Origin of the sequence: Flavobacterium sp. DG1-102-2 (assembly GCF_033042555.1) — a bacterium.
Taxonomy (GTDB): domain Bacteria; phylum Bacteroidota; class Bacteroidia; order Flavobacteriales; family Flavobacteriaceae; genus Flavobacterium.
This window is the reverse complement of the sequence record NZ_JAWLIK010000006.1, coordinates 117,654-138,176: the sequence shown is the minus strand read 5'-3', so window position 1 is coordinate 138,176 and position 20,523 is coordinate 117,654. Positions and strand designations below refer to the sequence as shown.

Below are 20,523 nucleotides of genomic sequence, written 5' to 3'. Positions count from 1 at the left end.
GAAATGTTAAAAAATCCGCTAATTTTGGCGAAACCAATTTTAACATGACTTTAAGATTTATACTACCCTTATTCCTGCTCGTCCAGACCCTGGCAGCCCAGGAATACAACCTTGCTGTTTTTACAATTCCCGAAACACTAAAAGAAAATGCCGACGCCGTAATAAGGCTCGAAAAGACTGATATCAATATCTTTTCGGCAAAATCAATGAAAATAAAAACAACAAGGATAACTACCGTTCTTAATGAAAATGGGAATGATAACGTTAATGCTGTTGAGTATTTTGATAAATCTACAGATGTAAGATCTATAGAGGCAATTGTATATGATGCAAACGGTCAGCAGCTAAAAAAACTAAAGCGTAAAGATTTTAAAGACGTATCGGTCTCTCAGGGTTCCATAGTTACAGACAACAGGATGTTACATCTTGATTATACTCCCATACAATATCCCTATACAATTGTATTCACATCAGAAACAGAAACCTCTAATACGGCATTTTTGCCAAGATGGAGTGCGAGCGAAGGAGATTATGCCAGCTTAGAAAAGAGCAGCATAAGTTATACGTATGTGCCGGGACTTGGCTTTAAGTACAAAGAATATAATTTTGATGCCATACCTGTAAAAAAAGAAGAAGCTGCGGGTTTGTTAACCTATACCGTAGAGAACATTCCTGCCATGAAGAGGGAAGACTATGCTCCGTCTTTTTTTAAAATGTCTACGCACGTAGTTTTTGGGCTTGAGAAATTTCACCTTGAAGGCGTAGACGGAACGGTCACGAACTGGGACGATTTTGGGAAATGGTACTATGCTAACCTTATAGCCGGTACCGATGAGCTTTCTGCCGAAACGGTTACCAAAATAAAAACTGTTGCAGGTACAGAAACTGATCCTTTAAAAAAAGCAAAGCTGGTTTATGAATATGTACAATCTAAAACAAGATACATAAGCATACAGCTGGGTATAGGCGGATGGAAGCCTATGCTTGCTAAAGATGTGGACAGGCTTGGCTATGGCGACTGTAAAGCGCTGAGTAATTATACGAGGGCATTGCTAAAGGCTGTAGATGTAGAATCATACTGTGCTGTTATATATGGAGATTCTGATAAACAGGATATAAAAGAAGATTTTGTATCCATGCAGGGTAATCACATGATTTTAGGTATCCCGAACAACGATAATATTATTTGGCTGGAATGTACGAGCCAGGTAGCGCCTTTTGGTTTTCAGGGCGATTTTACGGATGACAGGCTTGCCTTGCTGCTAAAGCCGACAGACAGCAAATTATACAGAACATCTGTGTATGGAAAAGAAATTAACCTTCAGGAGTCTAAAGGCAGTTACGCCATTACGGGGACCGGAGGCATTAATGGGAGTCTTACCATATCCAGCAAAGGTACACAGTATGATAGCAAGTATATGCTGGAGTCAAAATCTAAGGACGACCGCGATAAATATTATAAATCTGGCTTTAACACCATCGGTAATTTAAAGCTTAAAAAAGCGGAGATTAAGAATAACAAAGACAATCAGGAGCTTACAGAAGATATTGCGCTTGAAGCAGAAGGCTACTGCAGCAAATCTGGCGATAAGCTTATTTTTGCCCCTAATGCTTTTAACCAGTATAACAGGATACCACAACGCTACAGGACAAGGAAGAACCCGTTTGAAATTGCAAGGGGCTTTACTGATACAGACGAAATTACTATATCACTGCCAGAGGGATTTGCAATGGAATCTAAACCTGATGACGTTTCGATCAAAGAAAAATACGGGGAATATTCAGCAAAGTATGTTGCAGGAAATAATGGATCGCTCGTGTACAAAAGATCGTTGGTAATTAACCCCGGCTATTATGCCAGCACAGAGTATGAAAGCTACAGGCAGTTCAGGGAAAAAATTGCCCGTAATGACAATGCTAAAGTTGTCCTTGTAAAAAAATAACCAACCCAATACCTATCCAATCACCAGTAACTAATGAAACTCAACCAAATCCTGCTGATGCTGTTTTTTGTAATTACGGCAACGGCCCAAAATTTTGCTCCTCAAAAAGTAACTAAAGAGGAGCTGATGCAAAAATTGCATCCTAAGGATACTTCTGCACCGGCAGCTATTTTATTTAAAGTTGGTAAAAGTTATTTTCCAACACCGGTTAATCAATGGAATCTTGTTACAGAGGTAACAACCCGTATTAAAATATACAAAAAAGAAGGGTATGAATACGCAACAGCACAATTGGCGTATTATACAGGGGGAAGTAGCGTAAAGATCAATTTTTCTGATGCCTATACCTATAACCTTGTGGGTGGAGAAATCGTAAGGACTAAGCTTAAGAGTGATGGCGAGTTTACCGAAAAAGCAAATAAAGATTTTAGCAGGAAGAAAATAACATTGCCTAACGTTAAGGAAGGAAGTATAATAGAGTATACGTACACTTTAAGTACTCCATACTTTAATGTTATCAGGGACTGGTATTTTCAATATGAAATACCTGTAGATTATATAGAATACAACATTACCGTTCCGCAGTACTTTATTTATAACAGGTACATGGCAGGATATACTAAGGTAAATAAGGAAGATACAAAGATTATTTCGCCACCCGGAGCGACTTACAGGGCATTTTCTGATACTTTTTGGGCAAAAGATGTCAAAGCATTTAAAGACGAGGCGTATGTGAATAACCCCGAAAATTACATGGCTATATTAAAGCACGAGCTGGCTTCTTATAACAACGGCACAGAGAGCAAGAGTTATTCTACAGACTGGGCATCATTAGCAAAAACAATTTATGGCGCGGACGATTTTGGTAAAGAGTTGAATTACAATTCTTATTTTAAAGATGATATGGTACAGGTACTTGCCGGGGCTGTTACCGTTAACGACAAGATGAACAAGATTTTTTCGTTTGTAAAGTCGCGCATGAACTGGGACGGAGAAGAAAGCTATCATTGCGATAAAGGTGTAAAAAAGGCATATGAAGGTAAGAGCGGCAACGTAGCTGAAATAAACCTTATGCTCACGGCCATGCTGCGCGAGGCTGGCTTAAAGGCTAATCCGGTACTGGTGAGCACGCGCGATAACGGGATAGCACTGTATCCAAGCCATTCATCATATAACTATGTGATTACAGGCGTGGAGATAGACAACAAAATTGTATTGCTGGATGCCACAAGTAAATATACCCAGCCCGACGTACTGCCGCAAAGAGCTCTTAACTGGCAGGGAAGAATGATACGTAAAGACGGTTCTACTGTTGATATAGACCTGATGCAGAAAAAGAATTCTAAAGACGTTATTGCACTTACTGCAAATATGGATAAAGAAGGAAAGATAACCGGTAAATTAAGAGATCAGCGTTTTGATTATTATGCCTATGTTTTTAAGGAAAAATATGCAGAGATGAGCGAAGACAAATATGCCGAACGGTTAGAGAAAATTTACAACGGGCTTGAGCTGGGAACATATAAAAGAACGCTTGATAAAGAAACGTCAGCCCCGGTAACGGAAGAGTATGAGTTTGTGCATAACAACGTAGCCGATATAACAGGGGGCAGGATCTATTTTAATCCGCTGCTTTTTTTTGCTGAAAAAGAAAATCCGTTTAAGCAGGAAGAACGACAATTTCCTATAGATTTTGGACATCCGTGGCAGGATAAATACATGATCAACATTACACTGCCGGAGGGCTATATCGTAGAATCACTGCCTAAAGCAATGTCGATGACTATGGAAGAAAACATAGGAAGCTTTAAATATAATGTAGTGTCGCAAACTGCAAATACTGTTCAGGTAAGCATGACATTTGACCTGAACTATCCAAATGTGTCTCACGAATACTACAAGACGCTAAAGGATTTCTACCAGAAAATGATTGACAAGCAAAATGAAAAGGTGGTGCTAAGAAAGGCATAAATATGAAAAAGCATTTTTTTTTCATTTTAGTATTGTTGCAGTTCCTGCCTGCTTTTGCTCAGGTTTTTAAGTTGGGCGATGTATCGCTTAAGGAAGTGGAAGAAACGAAACATCCGTTTGATAAGTATGCTGATGCTGCCTACCTCTATAAAAAAGGCAAGACCTATTTTACAATAATCAACAGACAGATACTCATAGTTACTGAGGTTGCCGTGCGTATTAAGATATACACAAAAGCGGGATATGAATATGCAAATATGGAGATACCATATTATGCAGGAAGGGGGGCGCAAAAAGTAAGCTTTAGCGATGCCTGTACATATAACCTTGTAAATGGTGCTGTAGAAAAAACCAAACTAAGATCGGAAGGTAAATTTGAAGAAGAGATCGTTGATAATTTTAAGCTTAAAAAAATAACGCTGCCTAATGTAAAGGAGGGCAGTGTGATAGAATATAAGTATACGGTATCATCACCTTATTATTTCATTATAAGCGACTGGCATTTTCAGCATAAGATACCAACTAATGTTATAGAATATGAGCTTGCTATTCCAGAGTACTTAGGATATCATAAATATCTAAAAGGAAACATTAAAGTAAACTCTGCAAACCTGCCCAAACGCACGGGGCATGGTGGGTATTTTTATGAAAACCCAACATTTTATACCGCAAAAAATGTAAGGGCACTTAAAGACGAAGAGTATGTTAATAATATAGAAAATTACATGTCTGTGCTTAAACACGAACTTGCCACCATCCAGTTTCCCGGAGAGGTAAGCCAATTTTTTGCTTCAGACTGGCACACGCTTATTTCTAAGATATACGAAGATGAATCGTTTAGCAAAGAACTAAACCTTAAATCTTACTTTGAGGATGATATCAGGGCTTTGCTAAAAGATGTACCCCAGGAAAAAAAGATAGACACCATTTATAGTTTTGTAAGGGACAGAATGACTTACAACGATGTTGAAAGTGAATTTTGTGGCAAAGGTGTAAAAAAAGCATATAAAGATAAAAGCGGGAATTCGGCAGAAATAAACCTTATGCTAACTGCGATGCTTCGTTACGCGGGTATAAAGGCAAATCCTGTACTTGTCAGCACGAGAGATAATGGCGAGCCAACATTTCCATCTATTAAAGGCTTTAATTATGTGGTTTGCGCCGTAGAGGTTGATAAAGGGCAGGTACTGCTTGATGCCACATCTAAAAATCTTGTTCCGGGGTTGCTTCCCGTACGAGCATTAAACTGGGTAGGGAGGGTAATAGACGCCAAAGGGAATGTTTTTGAAATAGATATAATGCCCAAAAACAAGTCTATAGAATATATTACTGTAACAGGAAAAATTGATAGCGAAGGCAAAATAACAGGCAGGGCTAAGAATCAATACATAAACCACTCCGCTTATCTGTATCGCGAAGTATTTGGCAAAGAGCATAAGGAAAAATACATAGAAGAGCTGGAAAAACGACACCAGGGTATTGAAATCAACGAGTACTTTACCCTGAATATAAAAGACTTAAAGAAACCCGTTGGCGACGATTATACATTTGTGCATAACAGCCTGACCGATGTGATTGGAAATAAAATATTTTTAAGTCCCTTATTGTGCTTTACAGAGAAAGAGAATCCGTTCACTGCAGAGGAGCGCGAATACCCCATAGACTTTATCTTTCCGCACCAGGACAGGTATTTAATAAGTCTTACTATCCCCGATGGCTATGTTATTGAGACACTGCCGGCTCCAATAAACTATGTAATGGATGAAAATATTGGGTCGTTTAAATACAATTTAAAAAATGAGGGGAATGTAATACAGGTAAATGTTATGTTTGAAATTAATTTCCCGAATGTTTCTCAAAAGTATTATCCCGACTTAAAGGCGTTCTACGCGAAAGTTATAGAGAAACAAAATGAGAAAATAATACTTAGAAAAGCATAATACCAAAACACCACTTTGAGTGGTGTTTTTTGTTGCAGGGCATTATCCTAAAACCCGGATATAGTATGTTTGCACAGAATGTCATAATTTTACGAATCGATAAAAACACAAACAGATGGATATAAAGAACGCACAGGTAGAAGTTGATAACTGGATTAAGGAACACGGCGTGCGCTATTTTAACGAGCTTACCAATATGGCTCAGCTTACGGAAGAAGTAGGTGAAGTAGCCAGGATTATTGCCCGCCGTTATGGCGAACAGAGCGAAAAGGAAAGTGATAAGGCTAAAGACCTTGGAGAAGAACTGGCCGATGTGGTTTTTGTGGTATTATGCCTTGCTAATCAAACAGGTGTAAACCTGCAGGAGGCTTTTGATAAAAAAATGGATTACAAGAGCAAACGTGATCACGACAGGCACCATAACAACGAAAAGCTAAAATAACTATGAGGGAAAAGATTGCCCAGTTTTTTGGAGGCATTATTATTTACTCTGTTTTTGGGGTGCTTATGGTGTTGGTTTCAGGTAAAGGGCTTGCAGGGCAATGGCATTTTATATTATTCTGGACCATAGGTATGTCTTTAGTGCATGTTTTTGTAATGGAGCCTTTCAGGAAGAGAATGGCAAAAAAGAAAGCAGAAGCCGATAAAAGCAAAATAAATAAATGAATTTACATCTTACACTTCTCAAGTTATTACAACCTGTATCCGTACAAATTACAGGAAGTAAATCTGAGACCAACAGATTGCTTATCCTTCAGGCACTTTTTGACGCAATACAAATTGAAAACGCATCAGAGTCAGATGATAGTCAAGCCATGATTAAGGCACTATCTAACGATGACGAGGTTATAGATATCCATCACGCGGGTACTGCAATGCGTTTTCTTACAGCTTATTTTGCTGTTAAAGAAGGCAGGAACACAGTGCTGACAGGTTCACCCAGAATGAAGGAGCGCCCTATAGGTGTGCTGGTCGAGGCTTTGCAGGTATTGGGTGCCGATATGAAATATTTAGAAAATGACGGCTATCCGCCATTAAAAATAAAAGGGAAGAAGATAACAGCTAATGCGGTTACCATAAAGGCAAATGTAAGCAGTCAGTTTATTACAGCCTTACTGCTTATTGCAGCAAAGCTTGAAAACGGACTTGAAATTACCCTTGATGGGGAAGTAACCTCACGTCCATATCTCGAAATGACATTGTCTTTACTCCATGAAGTAGGTATCACAGCTATTTTTGAAGGGCAAACCATAAAGGTGCTGCCAATAGCCGGCAGTCTACAACAGTCAACCATAGTAGTGGAAAGCGACTGGAGTTCTGCTTCTTATTTTTATTCTATTGTTGCCATGTCGCCAATAGGTACGTCGGTCAGTTTGTCATCTTACAAACGAAACAGCCTGCAGGGGGATAGTTCTTTAGCAGAAATATATAAAAATATGGGCGTGCAGACAATGTTTCATGAAAATAGTATCACATTATCGAGGATAGAATGTCAATTGTCAACGGTCAACTGCGAGCTGAACAATACACCCGATATCGCCCAGACAATCGCAGTGACCTGTTTTGGTTTGGGACTGCCATGCCACCTCACAGGACTTCATACACTAAAAATAAAAGAAACAGACAGGCTTGAAGCCCTGAAAACCGAACTTGAAAAACTCGGGGCAAAACTTGCGGTTACAAAAGACAGCCTTACGTTAGAGGCTCATACGAAGTTTGGGGGCGGAAGTAAAGCTGTCTCCTTCTCCTATGGAGAGGGCCGGGGTGAGGTTACTGCTATCAACACTTATAACGACCATCGTATGGCGATGGCCTTTGCGCCGCTTGCTGTAAAAGTACCTATTGTTATTAACGATGCAGAGGTAGTTAGTAAATCATACCCTCTATTTTGGGATGATTTACAGCAGTTGGGTTTTGTGAAAACCATAATTTAAACACCTAAAACCCTGTTTTTGCTGGTACTTTTTTTTATTACAATAAATATATGGCAAAACACTTGACAACGCCTGTCTGGCGATAGTATATTTGCAGGCAATTAAAGCCGGAGGCAAATAAGCCGTAAAAGCTTAAAAATAAAAATAGAACATGAAATTATCTAACTTCAATTTCAACCTGCCTAAAGAACTTCTTGCTGAATTTCCTGCTGAAAACAGGGATGAGGCACGCCTTATGGTAATAGACAGAAAGACAAAAACCATAGAGCACAAGCTTTTTAAAGATGTACTTGATTATTTTGATGAAGGAGATGTGATGGTGCTTAACAATACTAAAGTTTTTCCTGCGAGGCTTTATGGCAACAAAGAAAAAACAGGAGCAAGAATTGAAGTTTTTCTTTTAAGGGAACTTAATTCTGAACAGCGCCTTTGGGATGTACTTGTAGATCCTGCACGTAAGATAAGGATAGGAAACAAACTATATTTTGGCGATGACGATTCTCTTGTAGCAGAGGTTATTGACAATACTACTTCACGAGGAAGAACGCTTCGTTTTCTCTATGACGGATCGTATGAAGAGTTTCGTAATAAGCTTACTGAGCTTGGCGAGACACCAATACCAAAATACATAAACCGTGAGGTTGTACCGGAAGATGCAGAGCGTTACCAAACTATATACGCTAAAGAAGAAGGAGCGGTTGCCGCACCAACTGCCGGACTTCACTTCTCTAAACACCTTCTTAAAAGGTTAGAGATTAAAGGTGTGGATTTTGCAGAAATTACACTTCACGTAGGTCTTGGAACATTTAACCCTGTTGAGGTAGAAGATCTTTCTAAGCACAAAATGGACTCGGAAGAGCTTATAATAACGCAGGAAGCTTGCGATATAGTAAATAAGGCCAAAGCAAAAAAGCATAAAATATGTGCCGTGGGTACTACAAGTATGCGCGCTATGGAAAGTTCAGTATCATCGGCTAAAACGCTTAATCCATACACAGGATGGACGAATAAATTTATCTTCCCTCCATACGATTTTAGTGTTGCAGATTGCATGATAACTAACTTCCATACACCAAAGTCAACATTACTAATGATGATTTCTGCATTTATGGGCCATGACCTTATGCGTAAGGCTTATGATGAAGCAATAAAAGAAGGTTACCGTTTTTATACTTACGGTGATGCAATGCTTATTTTATAATCTGCATTATGAATATACTTTAAGCGGCCATCGGCCGCTTTTTTTATGTTTGCATCTCATATCTTAAAATGTATACTATGTTTTTTTGTATCGGTTTTGTGATGTGGTAAAATTGAAATTTTTAACAAAAATTTTGTAGCTTGCCATGGTTAATCAAAGGATGCAGAAATTATCCTCAGGCTAACAGAACCAAACCAAAAATGATGCGTGCCAAACATCGTTTAACCAATTACAATCTATGAAAAGACTATTGCTTATTCTGCTCTTATTGGGCTTTTTGCCATTACAGGCACAGGAAAACTGGCCGGAGCCGTATGTGATAAATGCCGATTCGTTAATTTTTAGGCAGGGTGTACCAAGTAAAAACTGGCAGTATATTAACACAGGGGAGAATCTCCTTAAGTTAAAGGATATTGTAAAGCAGGAAAATATGCAAAAATTCGCATATTCTGCAACCGGAAATGTATCTAACGTTGGAGGTGTTTCGCATATTTGGACACGTTACAGGCTAAAGAATGGGTCGCCTACACCTCATATTATTACATTCGTAGCAAGTACACCAAATGAAAATGTTCATGTATTTAAAAATGGTAAGTGGGAGCATTTTGTAAGCGGAAATATGGTGCCATGGAGTAAACGAAATGGTATACGGCAAATTTCAGAAATAAAATATACTATCGGAGCAGGCGAAGAAATAAAGGTATACACAGATCTGGGTCAAATGACTTTTTTTACAGGTATATCTCCGGAGATTGGAGATTATCTTAAAGTGATAGATTATTATTATAAAGAAAAGCATAATTATGAAACAGATGATGTTTTGTCTTTTGGCTTTTTTGGTTTTATATTTTTTGCAGTAGTTTTTAACCTGTTTTTTTATTATGTAAACAGAGAAAGGGTTTATCTTGTTTATTCTTTCACATTATTATTTTCGGCACTCCTGCTCGCAGAAAATGTTTTTTCGTCATTGCTGTTTGATGAGTTAAGGACAGGCTATCCTGCATTTATGGCATTTACCATAATTGGGTTCATCGTGATGCTTATCCATACAGTGCGTTATTTTTTCAGGGTAAGCATACATTTTCCGGGATGGGATAAATTCCTGGTGTATTCTTCTATAACAATAGGGTTAGCAGGTGTGCTTATTTATATCGCCTACCAGCTTAATCTCATTATATTTTTATTTGTTATTATAGGTATCATGTCTTTGGTAACCATTGCCTTTGTCGTTGCGGCAATAGTAATGATCATATCTTTATTACGTAAAAACGATAAGGAAGCAAGGCTTTTTGTCATTGCAGCAATTCCATTTATGGTAAGCCCTATCATTGCTGTAATAGTACAAATGGACTGGGTAATTACAACGTTTGGTATGTGGACTATTCTGGTACTTTCATGGGGAATGTTCGCCCGTTTTAAATCACTGCAGATTGCCAATGCAAGAGCCGCACTGGAAAAAGAAGAAGAACGTACCCGTCTTATTGCACAGCAAAAAGAAGAGCTGCAAAGGGAGGTAAACGAACGTACGGCTGAACTGCGACAATCGCTGGAAGACCTTAAGCAGACACAAAACCAGCTTATACAATCGGAAAAAATGGCTTCGCTCGGAGAGCTTACTGCCGGTATTGCACACGAAATTCAAAACCCGTTGAATTTTGTAAACAACTTTAGTGATGTGAGCGTTGAGCTGATAGAAGAGATGGAGGAAGAATTGCAAAAAGGTGACACCCAAGAGGCGTTAGCTTTAGCAGGTGATATAAAACAAAACCTCGAAAAAATTGCCCACCACGGCCGCAGGGCAGATGGTATTGTAAAAGGTATGCTGCAGCACAGCAGGGCATCATCGGGGCAAAAAGAACCTACAGACATAAACACTCTTGCAGACGAATACCTTCGCCTTGCTTATCACGGGCTTCGTGCGAAAGACAAAAGCTTTAATGCCAAAATGGTGACAGAATTTGATGGAAACCTGCCAAAAGCTGCCATTATAGGGCAGGATGTAGGCCGTGTGTTACTGAATATGTTTACCAATGCATTCTATGCAACCCAGCAAAGGCAAAAAAAGGAGGGCAAGGATTTTATGCCCACCCTTTCTGTTACAACTTCGCAGGATGATAGCAATATAATTATAAAGATTAAAGATAATGGTACCGGTATTCCTGATGAAATAAAGGATAAGATATTGCAGCCGTTCTTTACGACCAAGCCGACAGGTGAGGGTACGGGACTGGGACTGTCGCTTAGTTATGACATTATCGTAAAAGGGCATGGCGGCAGCATAGATATAAATTCTGTTGAGGGAGAATTTTCGGAGTTTGTCATTACCCTTAAAAAGGATTGATAATAAGTAGTTGAAGTTTTTAAAATAGTATATTAGCGTTTGTCCTTTTTAAAAGGTAATTCGCTGTAATACCTGAACAATATGAAAATACTTGTAGTAGACGACGAGGCCGATGTGCAGTCGCTTTTTTTACAGCGTTTTAGAAAAGAAATAAAAAGCGGGGAAGTGGATTTTGATTTTGCCCTTTCGGGCGAAGAAGCACTGGAATACCTGCATGATAAACATAATGAAGTAGTTCTTATCCTGTCTGATATCAATATGCCAGGAATGAGCGGCATACAGCTGTTAGGTACGATACGAGAAAATTATCATCACCCGTCGCCTGTAGTGATGATGGTTACGGCCTATGGCGATGATGAAAACTATAACCAGGCTATGGACAATGGGGCTGATGATTTTTTGACAAAGCCCCTCGATTTTACACTTTTAAAAGAAAAATTAAAAAACTTACCACACCATGACTAAGATACTCGTCGTAGACGATGAAGCCGATTTAGAGATACTGGTAAAACAAAAGTTTCGTAAAAAGATACGCGAAAATATTTACGAATTTGTGTTTGCGCAAAATGGCGAAGAGGCGCTGGTTAAGATTAGCGAACACCCAGACCTTTCTGTAGTATTAAGCGATATCAATATGCCTGTAATGGATGGGCTTACACTTCTTACAAGGCTGGCAGAGGTTAACCCTGTGCTTAAAGCTGTAGTGGTTTCGGCTTATGGCGATATGCAGAATATCCGTACGGCGATGAATCGCGGCGCTTTTGACTTTGTGGTAAAGCCGGTCGACTTTGAAGACCTTGAGCTAACCATAGAAAAAACGGCTGTGTATGTAAAACAGATGCAGGATACGGTTAGAGCTATTAAGGAAAACAATATCCTTAAAATGTATGTAGACGAGAATGTGCTCAACTTTATGGCGCACAAGGAGTTTGAAAACTCGCTTCTTAAAAATGAAGTACTTGACGCTTCTGTTCTTTTTATTGACGTTTGCGGATTTACATCCATAACCGAAAGAGCTCCGGCCAATGAAGTCGTAAATCTGCTTAACAGTATTTTTGATAAGATTGTAGGTGAAGTAATAGGGCAGAACGGCCACGTTGATAAATTTATGGGCGATGCGGTTATGGCGGTATTTAGGGGTGATTTCCACATGGACCGCGCCATTGATGCAGCACTTGCAGTACGTTCTCAAATAGAAAAAGCTGCCGAGGTAAAACTTGGCGAAATTTTATATAAGCCTCAGGTTTCTATAGGTATAAACAGTGGGGAAATGGTATCAGGCAACATAGGATCGGCATCATTAAAGAGGCTTGACTATACCGTAATTGGCGATGTGGTAAACCTTGCACAGCGTTTGCAGAGCGCTGCAAAACCGGGTCAGATACTCATCACAGAAGAGGTGTACCTAAAAGCAAAAGAATCATTCAGCTGTAATCCTGTTGGCGATTTTACATTAAAGAATAAAGCCAACCCAATAGCTGCCTACGAGGTTATTGAATAAATAAAAAACTTTATGTTTTTTTAATTATTCCTTACTTTTACCGCACAACAAACAAACTACAATGGATTTTCAAAATACGCGCGAATACGCACAACAGCTTGATGCCAAAGACAAACTGGCTAAATACAGGGACGAGTTCCATTTTCCTCACGTAAACGGCAAACAGGTAATATATTTTACGGGCAATTCCCTTGGGCTTCAGCCTAAAAGGACTAAAGCTTATGTTGATGAAATTATGGACGACTGGGCTAAACTGGCAGTAGAAGGCCATTTTTATGCCGATAAGCCATGGTGGGACTATCATGAGCGCTTTGCTGCACCACTTAGTAAAGTGGTTGGCTCGTTACCATCTGAAGTTACGGTAATGAACACGCTTACAGTTAACCTTCACCTTATGATGGTTACCTTTTATAACCCAACGGCTAAAAGATTCAAGATCATCTGCGAGGAGAAGGCTTTTCCGAGTGATCAATACATGATACAGAGCCAGGTTAAATTCCACGGACTTGAACCTGAAGATACAATAGTAGAAATTAAGAGAAGGCCGGGAGAGCATAACATTCGTCTTGAAGACGTTCTTGAAAAGATTAACGAGGTAGGCGATGAGCTTGCTCTTGTGCTTATGGGTGGTGTAAATTACTACACAGGCCAGGTGTTTGACATGAAAACGATTACCGAAGCAGGCCAGGATGCCGGTGCTTATGTAGGCTGGGATCTTGCGCATGCCGCGGGAAATATAAAACTGGAACTGCACGACTGGAATGTGGATTTTGCGGCATGGTGCAGTTACAAATACATGAATTCAGGTCCGGGTAACGCTTCCGGTGCGTTTATACATGAAATGCATCATAACGATATGGATCTTAACCGTTTTGCAGGATGGTGGGGACAAAACAAAGAACGACGTTTCCTCATGGAGCCTAAGTTTGACCCAATCCGCGGGGCAAGCGGTTGGCAGGTAAGCTGCCTTCCTGTGTTATCTCTGGCGCCTTACCTGGCATCTGTAGAAATGTTTGATGAAGTAGGCATGCCGGCACTTATAGCGAAGCGTGACCATATTACAGCTTACCTTGAATTTATACTTCACGAAATTGATAAGGAAATAAACGGAAATTTTGAGGTTATAACACCATCTAACCCGTCAGAGAGGGCAAGCCAGATATCGGTATTCCTTCATGGAGAGGGAAGGTCATTGTTTGATTATCTTATGAAAAACGGCGTAATTACCGACTGGAGGGAGCCTAACGTTATACGCCTTGCGCCGGTACCTTTGTACTGTTCTTTTGAAGATATGTATGAGTTTGGCCAGGTTCTTAAACAAGGGATTTTATCACACAAAAAGTAAAGTCTTAGATATCAAGATCCTCACTGCTAAGTGAGGATTTTTTTTTTTGGAATAGCAATGGAAAACGACCGGATTAAAATTGTTCTTCTAAACCGCTCTTTCATTTTTTACGTATGTTAAAATTAGTTAATTTCGCGGCAAATAGTTAATTTTCAAATAATCCCCCAAAACATGAAAAGAATTTTACAAAATGCATTACCGTTTTTACTAATGCTCCCGCTTTTATTTACTTCATCATCATGCAGCCCTGACGGTGATAATGAACGTACAGCACTTGCCTCAATTGTAGATATCAGTTATAAGATTGTAGTAGACAGATCTGTTATATCAAAAATTACTTATAAAGACCCTACAGGACAAATGATTGCTGCAAATGAGCAGTACCAGTCATTGCTTACCTGGCAGAAAGCTCAATCTGTAGAAATGCCTTTTGAAGCCCTAATGAATGTAGATTTTACAGGGACAGCAAATACCGAGGTTCATTATGATCTTTACATTTACCTTGACGGCGTTCAGGCGCGCCATCAGGAAGGCGTGGTACCTGCCGAAGGCTCTGCATCTATCAGTTACGGTTTTTCGGTTACTAAATAATATAAAACAGCAGTGACAACTTTAGCTATTACCTTAACTGGAGTTGTCACTGGTTTGTTAATTAAGCTTCTCTTTTATAGTTTTCAGCTGATGGTTGTGCCTTATCGTATGGTATGCTAAAAAATGTATCAGTTCAAGTTTAGTGCTACCCTGCAACGGGTTATCTTTCTCGAGCGTTGGTACTTCATTGAAATTTGCATCTGATACCGCTTTCATTACCTTTTCTTTTGCCTGCTCAAGATCGGCTTTGAGCTTCTCTTTTTCAAAAGCTATGTTTTCAGGAACAAGATAGTCAGGAGATGTCATCTTTTTTTCATAATCCAGCAGGATGTTTTTGTACTCTGCTGCACGTTCGGCAGGATTTCTGTCGGCGAGCGGTGCCGGGGCATTAAATAGCTGGTCTATACCATCCTCTGATTTAAAAATGTGCCTGCACACCTGTGCGGCTGTCCAGCTGCCTTTAAAAGGAACGCTGTTTAATTTTTCTTCCGGAATAGAAGAAAGAATTACCAGTGTATCTCCTAAAGCGTTTTCCAATTGATTAATGATTTGTTGCGGCATAATTGTTCGTTTTGATTGATGATTGATTTTGTATTCGGGGCAAAATGAAACGTTATTCTTCAAGTACCGATACTATATTGCCAGCAGGATCTTTAAACCAGGCAATCTTAGGTCCGCCGTTTTCTCGTGAGATATTATCTTTATCCGTTTTGAGGCCAGGCAGGTCGTAGCTTTCAAAAACAACGCCTTTACTCTTAAGTCCCGCGACAGCTTTTTCTATATCTGCCACCGGGAAATTAAGCACTGTAAAGGTTGCCGGCTCATGATTAGTCTTTTCATAAAGCATAACAGGATTCCCTCCGTTAATATGCAGTTGCAGTATCATTCCCTCCATTGCTACTTTTGTTTCAAGGCCTAATATGCCATGATAAAATGCCTGTGCTTTTATGGTATCATCTACTGAATACCCACTGAATGCTTTACTATCTTTAAACATAGCTTTTATTTTTAAGTTTACTGCTGCTGCATTTTAGGGTTAAAGCTTACCATCCACTGGATGTCGAATTTATCGGTAAGCATGCCGTAGTAATCGCCCCAAAACATATCGTTCATGGGCATGGTTGCTTTTCCGCCGGTACTGAGTCCGTTATACACACGATCAGCTTCTTCACGGCTGCTTAGATGAACAGAGATAGACAAGTTTGTACCTGTTGTTACCTGCTCCATAGATTTTGGAACATCGGTGCCCATTATTACATTGTTTCCAATTGGCAGGGCTATGTGCATAATGCCGTCTTTTTCTGTTTCAGGCATATCTTCACAGCCGGGAGTATCGCCAAAACGCATCAGCATGGCAAATTCTCCGCCAAAAACACTTCGGTAAAAATTAAAGACTTCTTCGGTATTGCCGTTAAAGTTGAGATAAGGATTTAAAGCTGTCATAAGTATTTAGATTAATTGATTGTTTGTTTACCTGCTTTCCAATATCTTTTTAAGGTTGTTAAGGCTTACCGAAAGATCATTACCCAGCGCGCCCTGCATTAAAGAGGTCATAAGGTTAAGCGGGTAGGGGCTGCGGCCTGTCATTCCCCATGTAATTTTGGTACCGTGTTCACTATCGGCCTCGACAGCCATGTAGGTATGCCCTATAGTTTTAAAAGGCCTTACAAAGCGTATTTCTGTGGTAATGCGCTCGCCATCAGTCAGGCCTGTAATTTCATTTTCGCCTTCACCGGCTTTTTTATTACCGTTCCAGGCATATATAAAACCTATAGTGCCATCAGTCCCTGTAAATGTTTTTTTCATATTTGGGTCGGTCATAACCCATTTATTATAATAGTCCTGGTTCTTTATGTATTTTATATAGTCAAAAACAACATGTTTTGACCTGTTTATTATGGTATGCTTTTCTACCCTGTAATCTTTCGGGATAAATAGCGCAATGATAAGTGGCAGCAGTATAACTACTGCCAGAATGATGAGTATAGTAGTCATAAATTATCTGGTAGGGTTGTTACTGGTTTTTTTAAATAATGCTGCGTCAACAGAATATTTCCCGCTGCCAAGGATAAAGATTATCACGCTTAAAAAAAGATATACAAAAGGGAGCATCTTAACAGTAAACTCGTCTTTGCCGTGAGCAACAAAATAAGCAACAAGCATTGTAATGAATACCGGCACAACGGCAAAGCGTGTAAATAAGCCCAGAACAATTAATATACCGCAAACGAATTCTCCAAAAATGGTAAGTATTACTGATAGTTCATTGCCTATACCTATAGGGTCGCCAAACATTTGCACCATCTGATCATAGTTTGCAAGTTTTGGATAGCCGTGGTAAATAAACATTCCCCCAAAAACGAGCCGTAGTAAAAGGGTAGCAAAATCGGTGTTTAGCGAAACGGGGCTGGTAAGTGTTTTCATAAATTTGATTGTTTTGTTGATTATTACCTAATTAGGTTTTTGTTAAATTATTAACTGTTGTTTTATAAATATCTTTACTGTAAGGCTCTAATACAAAGTTAAGTTAAGAATTTTATTAATAAGCTGTGATAAAAAGTCAACCTAAGGGGGCGTTTAAGACAAAAAAAGTATATTTGTTATGCTTACTAATTTTACTGCTATGCAACTAGGGATATTACTGCTAAAAGACCATCGCCTGCTTAGTGCAGCGGCCGTACTTGATGTATTTGAAACCGCCAACCGCTTTTATAGCGAAGATGGCCAGGCAGAGCCTTTTACCATTGAGCTGCTTCAACTTGAAGGCCATGAAGATGTAGCATATCCCGGACGGGTTGCCAAACATCCCGGCAAAGATGATTTTTATGACCTTATCCTTGTGCCTTCTTTTACAGGAGATGCAATTGGAGAATCGTTAAAAGCAAACATGATGTGGATTCCCTGGCTGCAAAATCAGTACAAAGGAGGAGCTGCTGTAGCCAGTTTTTGTACCGGTGCATTTTTACTTGGTGCCTCGGGATTACTGGACAATAAGCCTGCCACCACTCATATTAATGCTGAAAGCGCTTTTGCAAAACTATTTCCTTTAGTGCAGCTTCAGGCGGAAGCTGTTGTCACCGAACAGGACAGGGTTTATACAAGCGGCGGGGCGACCAATACGTTTCATTTACTAATGCTGCTGCTCGAGATTTACTGCAGTAAAAAAATAGCCGTAAAGGCAGCTAAGAGCTTTTCGATTGACCTTGACCGAAACAGGCAGACGTATTTTGGCACATTTACGCCTGCCGAAGACCATGGTGACGACATCGTGAAACAGGCACAGGAAGAAATTCGTAAGCACTTTAGCACAGCTACTACTATTGAAGAACTTATTACTGATGTTCCTGCCAGCAGGCGTAACCTGGTGCGCCGTTTTAAGCAGGTTACCGGTATAACACCTATAGAATACCTTCAGAAAACACGTATAGAAGCAGCCAAGCAAATGCTGGAACAATCACGCCACAGCATACTGGAAGTTATGTTGGAATCAGGGTATAATGACCTGAAGACATTCCGCAGCCTGTTTAAGAAAAATGTAGGCATGACGCCAAAAATGTACCGTGAAAAATTTAGCGGGCAAATGGTTTAACAGATTATTCTATATTTAGATCGTTTGCTTATTCTATAAATCGGGCAATCTGATAATCCAACAATCCAACAGTCAAAAGATCTAAAATTCAAATCTAATTTTCAATCTTAAATTCCAGTCCGAGTCCGCGGTAGCTGTTTATAGCTATGGCCGCATCTTCGCTAAAGTACTTTCTCAGGCGGCTGATGAATACATCCATACTCCGGCCTGAAAAAAAATCGTCGCTACCCCAAATTTCGGTCAGTATCTCGTCACGTTTAATGATTCGGTTCCTGTTAGCAAACAGGTAATGTATAAGATGCGCTTCCTTTTCTGTAATGCGATAAAGGAGGTCTTTATGGCGTAATGAAAAATTAGCACTGTCAAAAGCATAGGCTCCGATTGCAATGCTCCCCGTCACAATTGTTGAAGGAGCATAAGAACGCTGCGAACGCTTTATAATGTTGTTAATGCGAAGTATTAGTTCATCAGCTTCAAAAGGTTTTACTACATAATCGTCGGCACCTAGTTTGAGGCCGCGTATCTTGTCTTCCTTCATTCCCTTTGCAGTGAGGAATACTATTGGGGTTTCAGGATTGTTTGCTATAATTTTTTCTGCAAGCGTAAAACCGTCCATGCGCGGCATCATAACATCAAACACACAAATGTCCGGCTTTGCTTGATCAAAAAGGCTAAGCCCTTCTATCCCGTCTTTAGCCCAGGTAACTGTAAATCCTGATATCTCAAGATACTGGCGCAATATGCTGGCGTAGTCAAAATCGTCTTCGGCTAATAGTATGTGCTTCATGGCTGGGGAATTAAAATAACAAATTCAGATCCGTCGCCTTCACCGCTGTTTACGGTAATGTTACCGTTATATGCTTTTACAACCTGCTGTACATAATATAAGCCAAGCCCAAGTCCTTTAGTAGTGTGAACGTTACCTTTCTGGACACGGTAAAATTTTTCAAATATAGCTTTCTGTTCTTTTTTGGGGATGCCCATGCCATTGTCTTTTACACTTACTATTGTGCCGTTGCCTTTTGTCGTAAGGGTTAACGTAATAACATTTGCATTGTATTTTACAGCATTGTCCAGCAGGTTTATAAGGATAGTTGAAAAGTGGAAGCGGTCTATATGCAGTGATGCTGCTGTATCTGTCTGCTTTATGACAACTCCGGGGTGCGACAGCTTAAAATCATTCAGTATTTCCTCAAGGCTGCTGTTTTGTAAAGGTTCTGCAGTAATAGGTGTTATCTCACCATTAGTGAGCGAAGCTTCACTAACCTGGGCAAACAACTTTTGCATCCGTATGTTCTGCCTGTCTATGATATCCAGCGAAAGGTTAAGATGCTCGGCGGTAAGTCCGTCATCTTTCTTGCGAAGGGTTTTTACGGCGATATCCATGGCAGCCAGCGGCGTTTGGAATTCGTGTGTTATATTGTTGATGAAATCGGTCTTTATCTCGGCAATTTTCTTTTGCGTGATAAGGTTTTTAATGGAAAGGTAAAAAAGGATGACTACAAAACTGAGGAGCAGGACAGAAAAAATGAGAAGGCCGATCATTTTGATGTATATCTGATGCTCCCAATTTGCAATGCTGTAATAACGCTGTGAAACAACCTCCAGCCCGTATCCTTGTAGGCTGTTAATGTCTGTGTCATCTGTTTTGTCACGCCAGGTAGACTGAGATGCAGCCGTTTCGTCTGCGTGAGCAGTATTGTTGCCGTATAAAACCATTTTGCCTTTAAAAAGCGTATCAGGTATTTTATTTCTATACACTACTACAGACTGCAAATAATTAATGTAGCTCACTTCATATTCTTCGAAGATTGCATTTTTATTAATGTATCCGCTCATTACTGCGGATAGCGAATCCGATACTTTTTTAATGAGGTTTTTATACTCTTCTTTTGTTCCCTTATGATCGTAATAGCCGTTGATAAAACTTTTAGTCTTACCCATCCAGCAGGCATTTAAGGTATCTAACTTACCCGTAGTCTCTATTTCAAGTAATTCTTCGGTAATGGCTGCATTAGCTTCTTTCGCTTTGAGCAGATAAGTATTGTAAATAAAGTAAGCCTGTATAATGGCAAGTGCCACAACAGTAAGGATGCATCCGGTAATAAGAAATGCTATTTTCCGCTTCATGGTTATTTATATATGCAAGGTACAAAACTATACTATT

Annotated in this window: 20 protein-coding genes; 13 read left to right on the top strand and 7 right to left on the bottom strand. The window is 39.7% G+C overall.

All coding sequences use genetic code 11. The features are described 5' to 3' along the window. Positions 1 to 44: 44 nt before the first annotated feature. The 12 genes from R1T16_RS10665 (at position 45) to R1T16_RS10610 (ending at position 14,767) form a co-directional block, all read left to right on the top strand. Positions 45 to 1,943 carry a DUF3857 domain-containing protein gene (locus R1T16_RS10665; RefSeq protein WP_317501089.1) on the top strand — a complete coding sequence of 633 codons (1,899 nt, stop codon included), beginning with the start codon at positions 45 to 47 and terminating at the stop codon, positions 1,941 to 1,943. A 33-nt stretch (positions 1,944 to 1,976) separates the two neighbouring features. After that, positions 1,977 to 3,914, top strand: coding sequence for a DUF3857 domain-containing protein (locus R1T16_RS10660; protein WP_317501088.1), 1,938 nt, complete (start codon positions 1,977 to 1,979; stop codon positions 3,912 to 3,914). Positions 3,915 to 3,916: 2 nt separating this feature from the next. After that, complete coding sequence (locus R1T16_RS10655; protein WP_317501087.1) at positions 3,917 to 5,854, top strand: DUF3857 domain-containing protein; 1,938 nt, start codon at positions 3,917 to 3,919, stop codon at positions 5,852 to 5,854. 115 nt (positions 5,855 to 5,969) lie between these two features. Next, the gene (locus R1T16_RS10650) at positions 5,970 to 6,296 is read left to right on the top strand and encodes a nucleotide pyrophosphohydrolase (protein WP_317501086.1); all 327 of its coding nucleotides are present in this window, start codon (positions 5,970 to 5,972) and stop codon (positions 6,294 to 6,296) included. 2 nt (positions 6,297 to 6,298) lie between these two features. Next, a complete protein-coding gene (locus tag R1T16_RS10645) occupies positions 6,299 to 6,520 on the top strand; it encodes a hypothetical protein (protein ID WP_317501085.1) in 222 nt (73 codons plus the stop codon). Further along, positions 6,517 to 7,788, top strand: a complete 1,272-nt coding sequence (locus R1T16_RS10640; protein WP_317501084.1) for a 3-phosphoshikimate 1-carboxyvinyltransferase — start codon at positions 6,517 to 6,519, stop codon at positions 7,786 to 7,788. The genes R1T16_RS10645 and R1T16_RS10640 overlap by 4 nt, the downstream gene beginning before the upstream one ends. A gap of 151 nt (positions 7,789 to 7,939) precedes the next feature. Continuing rightward, entirely contained in the window at positions 7,940 to 8,989 is a 1,050-nt protein-coding gene (gene queA, locus R1T16_RS10635; protein ID WP_317501083.1) for a tRNA preQ1(34) S-adenosylmethionine ribosyltransferase-isomerase QueA, read from the top strand. Positions 8,990 to 9,227: 238 nt separating this feature from the next. After that, a complete protein-coding gene (locus R1T16_RS10630) occupies positions 9,228 to 11,330 on the top strand; it encodes an ATP-binding protein (RefSeq protein ID WP_317501082.1) in 2,103 nt (700 codons plus the stop codon). A gap of 81 nt (positions 11,331 to 11,411) precedes the next feature. Further along, positions 11,412 to 11,795: a response regulator gene (locus R1T16_RS10625; protein ID WP_317501081.1), complete on the top strand. Its 384-nt coding sequence runs from the start codon at positions 11,412 to 11,414 to the stop codon at positions 11,793 to 11,795. Continuing rightward, complete coding sequence (locus R1T16_RS10620; protein WP_317501080.1) at positions 11,788 to 12,831, top strand: adenylate/guanylate cyclase domain-containing protein; 1,044 nt, start codon at positions 11,788 to 11,790, stop codon at positions 12,829 to 12,831. Before R1T16_RS10625 ends, R1T16_RS10620 begins: the two co-directional genes overlap by 8 nt. Before the next feature lie 61 nt (positions 12,832 to 12,892). Beyond that, positions 12,893 to 14,176 carry a kynureninase gene (gene kynU, locus R1T16_RS10615; protein ID WP_317501079.1) on the top strand — a complete coding sequence of 428 codons (1,284 nt, stop codon included), beginning with the start codon at positions 12,893 to 12,895 and terminating at the stop codon, positions 14,174 to 14,176. Positions 14,177 to 14,347: 171 nt separating this feature from the next. After that, entirely contained in the window at positions 14,348 to 14,767 is a 420-nt protein-coding gene (locus tag R1T16_RS10610; protein WP_317501078.1) for a hypothetical protein, read from the top strand. Positions 14,768 to 14,824: 57 nt separating this feature from the next. On the opposite strand, the gene R1T16_RS10605 is transcribed toward R1T16_RS10610, so the two are convergent. From R1T16_RS10605 to R1T16_RS10585, 5 genes are read right to left on the bottom strand one after another with little or no spacing between them, the layout of a single operon-like run. After that, positions 14,825 to 15,328: a DinB family protein gene (locus tag R1T16_RS10605; RefSeq protein ID WP_317501077.1), complete on the bottom strand. Its 504-nt coding sequence runs from the start codon at positions 15,326 to 15,328 to the stop codon at positions 14,825 to 14,827. A 52-nt stretch (positions 15,329 to 15,380) separates the two neighbouring features. Further along, positions 15,381 to 15,764 (bottom strand): VOC family protein, encoded by a 384-nt coding sequence (locus tag R1T16_RS10600; RefSeq protein ID WP_317501076.1) that lies wholly within the window; start codon positions 15,762 to 15,764, stop codon positions 15,381 to 15,383. 17 nt (positions 15,765 to 15,781) lie between these two features. Next, on the bottom strand, positions 15,782 to 16,210 hold the full coding sequence (locus tag R1T16_RS10595; RefSeq protein WP_317501075.1) for a VOC family protein: 429 nt from the start codon (positions 16,208 to 16,210) through the stop codon (positions 15,782 to 15,784). 27 nt (positions 16,211 to 16,237) lie between these two features. Beyond that, positions 16,238 to 16,762 (bottom strand): SRPBCC family protein, encoded by a 525-nt coding sequence (locus R1T16_RS10590; RefSeq protein ID WP_317501074.1) that lies wholly within the window; start codon positions 16,760 to 16,762, stop codon positions 16,238 to 16,240. Positions 16,763 to 16,765: 3 nt separating this feature from the next. Beyond that, complete coding sequence (locus tag R1T16_RS10585) at positions 16,766 to 17,191, bottom strand: DoxX family protein (RefSeq protein WP_317501073.1); 426 nt, start codon at positions 17,189 to 17,191, stop codon at positions 16,766 to 16,768. A gap of 199 nt (positions 17,192 to 17,390) precedes the next feature. On the opposite strand from R1T16_RS10585, the gene R1T16_RS10580 reads away from it, so the two are divergent. Then, a complete protein-coding gene (locus R1T16_RS10580) occupies positions 17,391 to 18,356 on the top strand; it encodes a GlxA family transcriptional regulator (protein ID WP_317501072.1) in 966 nt (321 codons plus the stop codon). Between the two features lie 94 nt (positions 18,357 to 18,450). On the opposite strand, the gene R1T16_RS10575 is transcribed toward R1T16_RS10580, so the two are convergent. Then, complete coding sequence (locus R1T16_RS10575) at positions 18,451 to 19,143, bottom strand: response regulator transcription factor (RefSeq protein WP_317501071.1); 693 nt, start codon at positions 19,141 to 19,143, stop codon at positions 18,451 to 18,453. After that, positions 19,140 to 20,486, bottom strand: coding sequence for a HAMP domain-containing sensor histidine kinase (locus R1T16_RS10570; protein WP_317501070.1), 1,347 nt, complete (start codon positions 20,484 to 20,486; stop codon positions 19,140 to 19,142). The genes R1T16_RS10575 and R1T16_RS10570 overlap by 4 nt, the downstream gene beginning before the upstream one ends. Between the last annotated feature and the right edge of the window lie 37 nt (positions 20,487 to 20,523).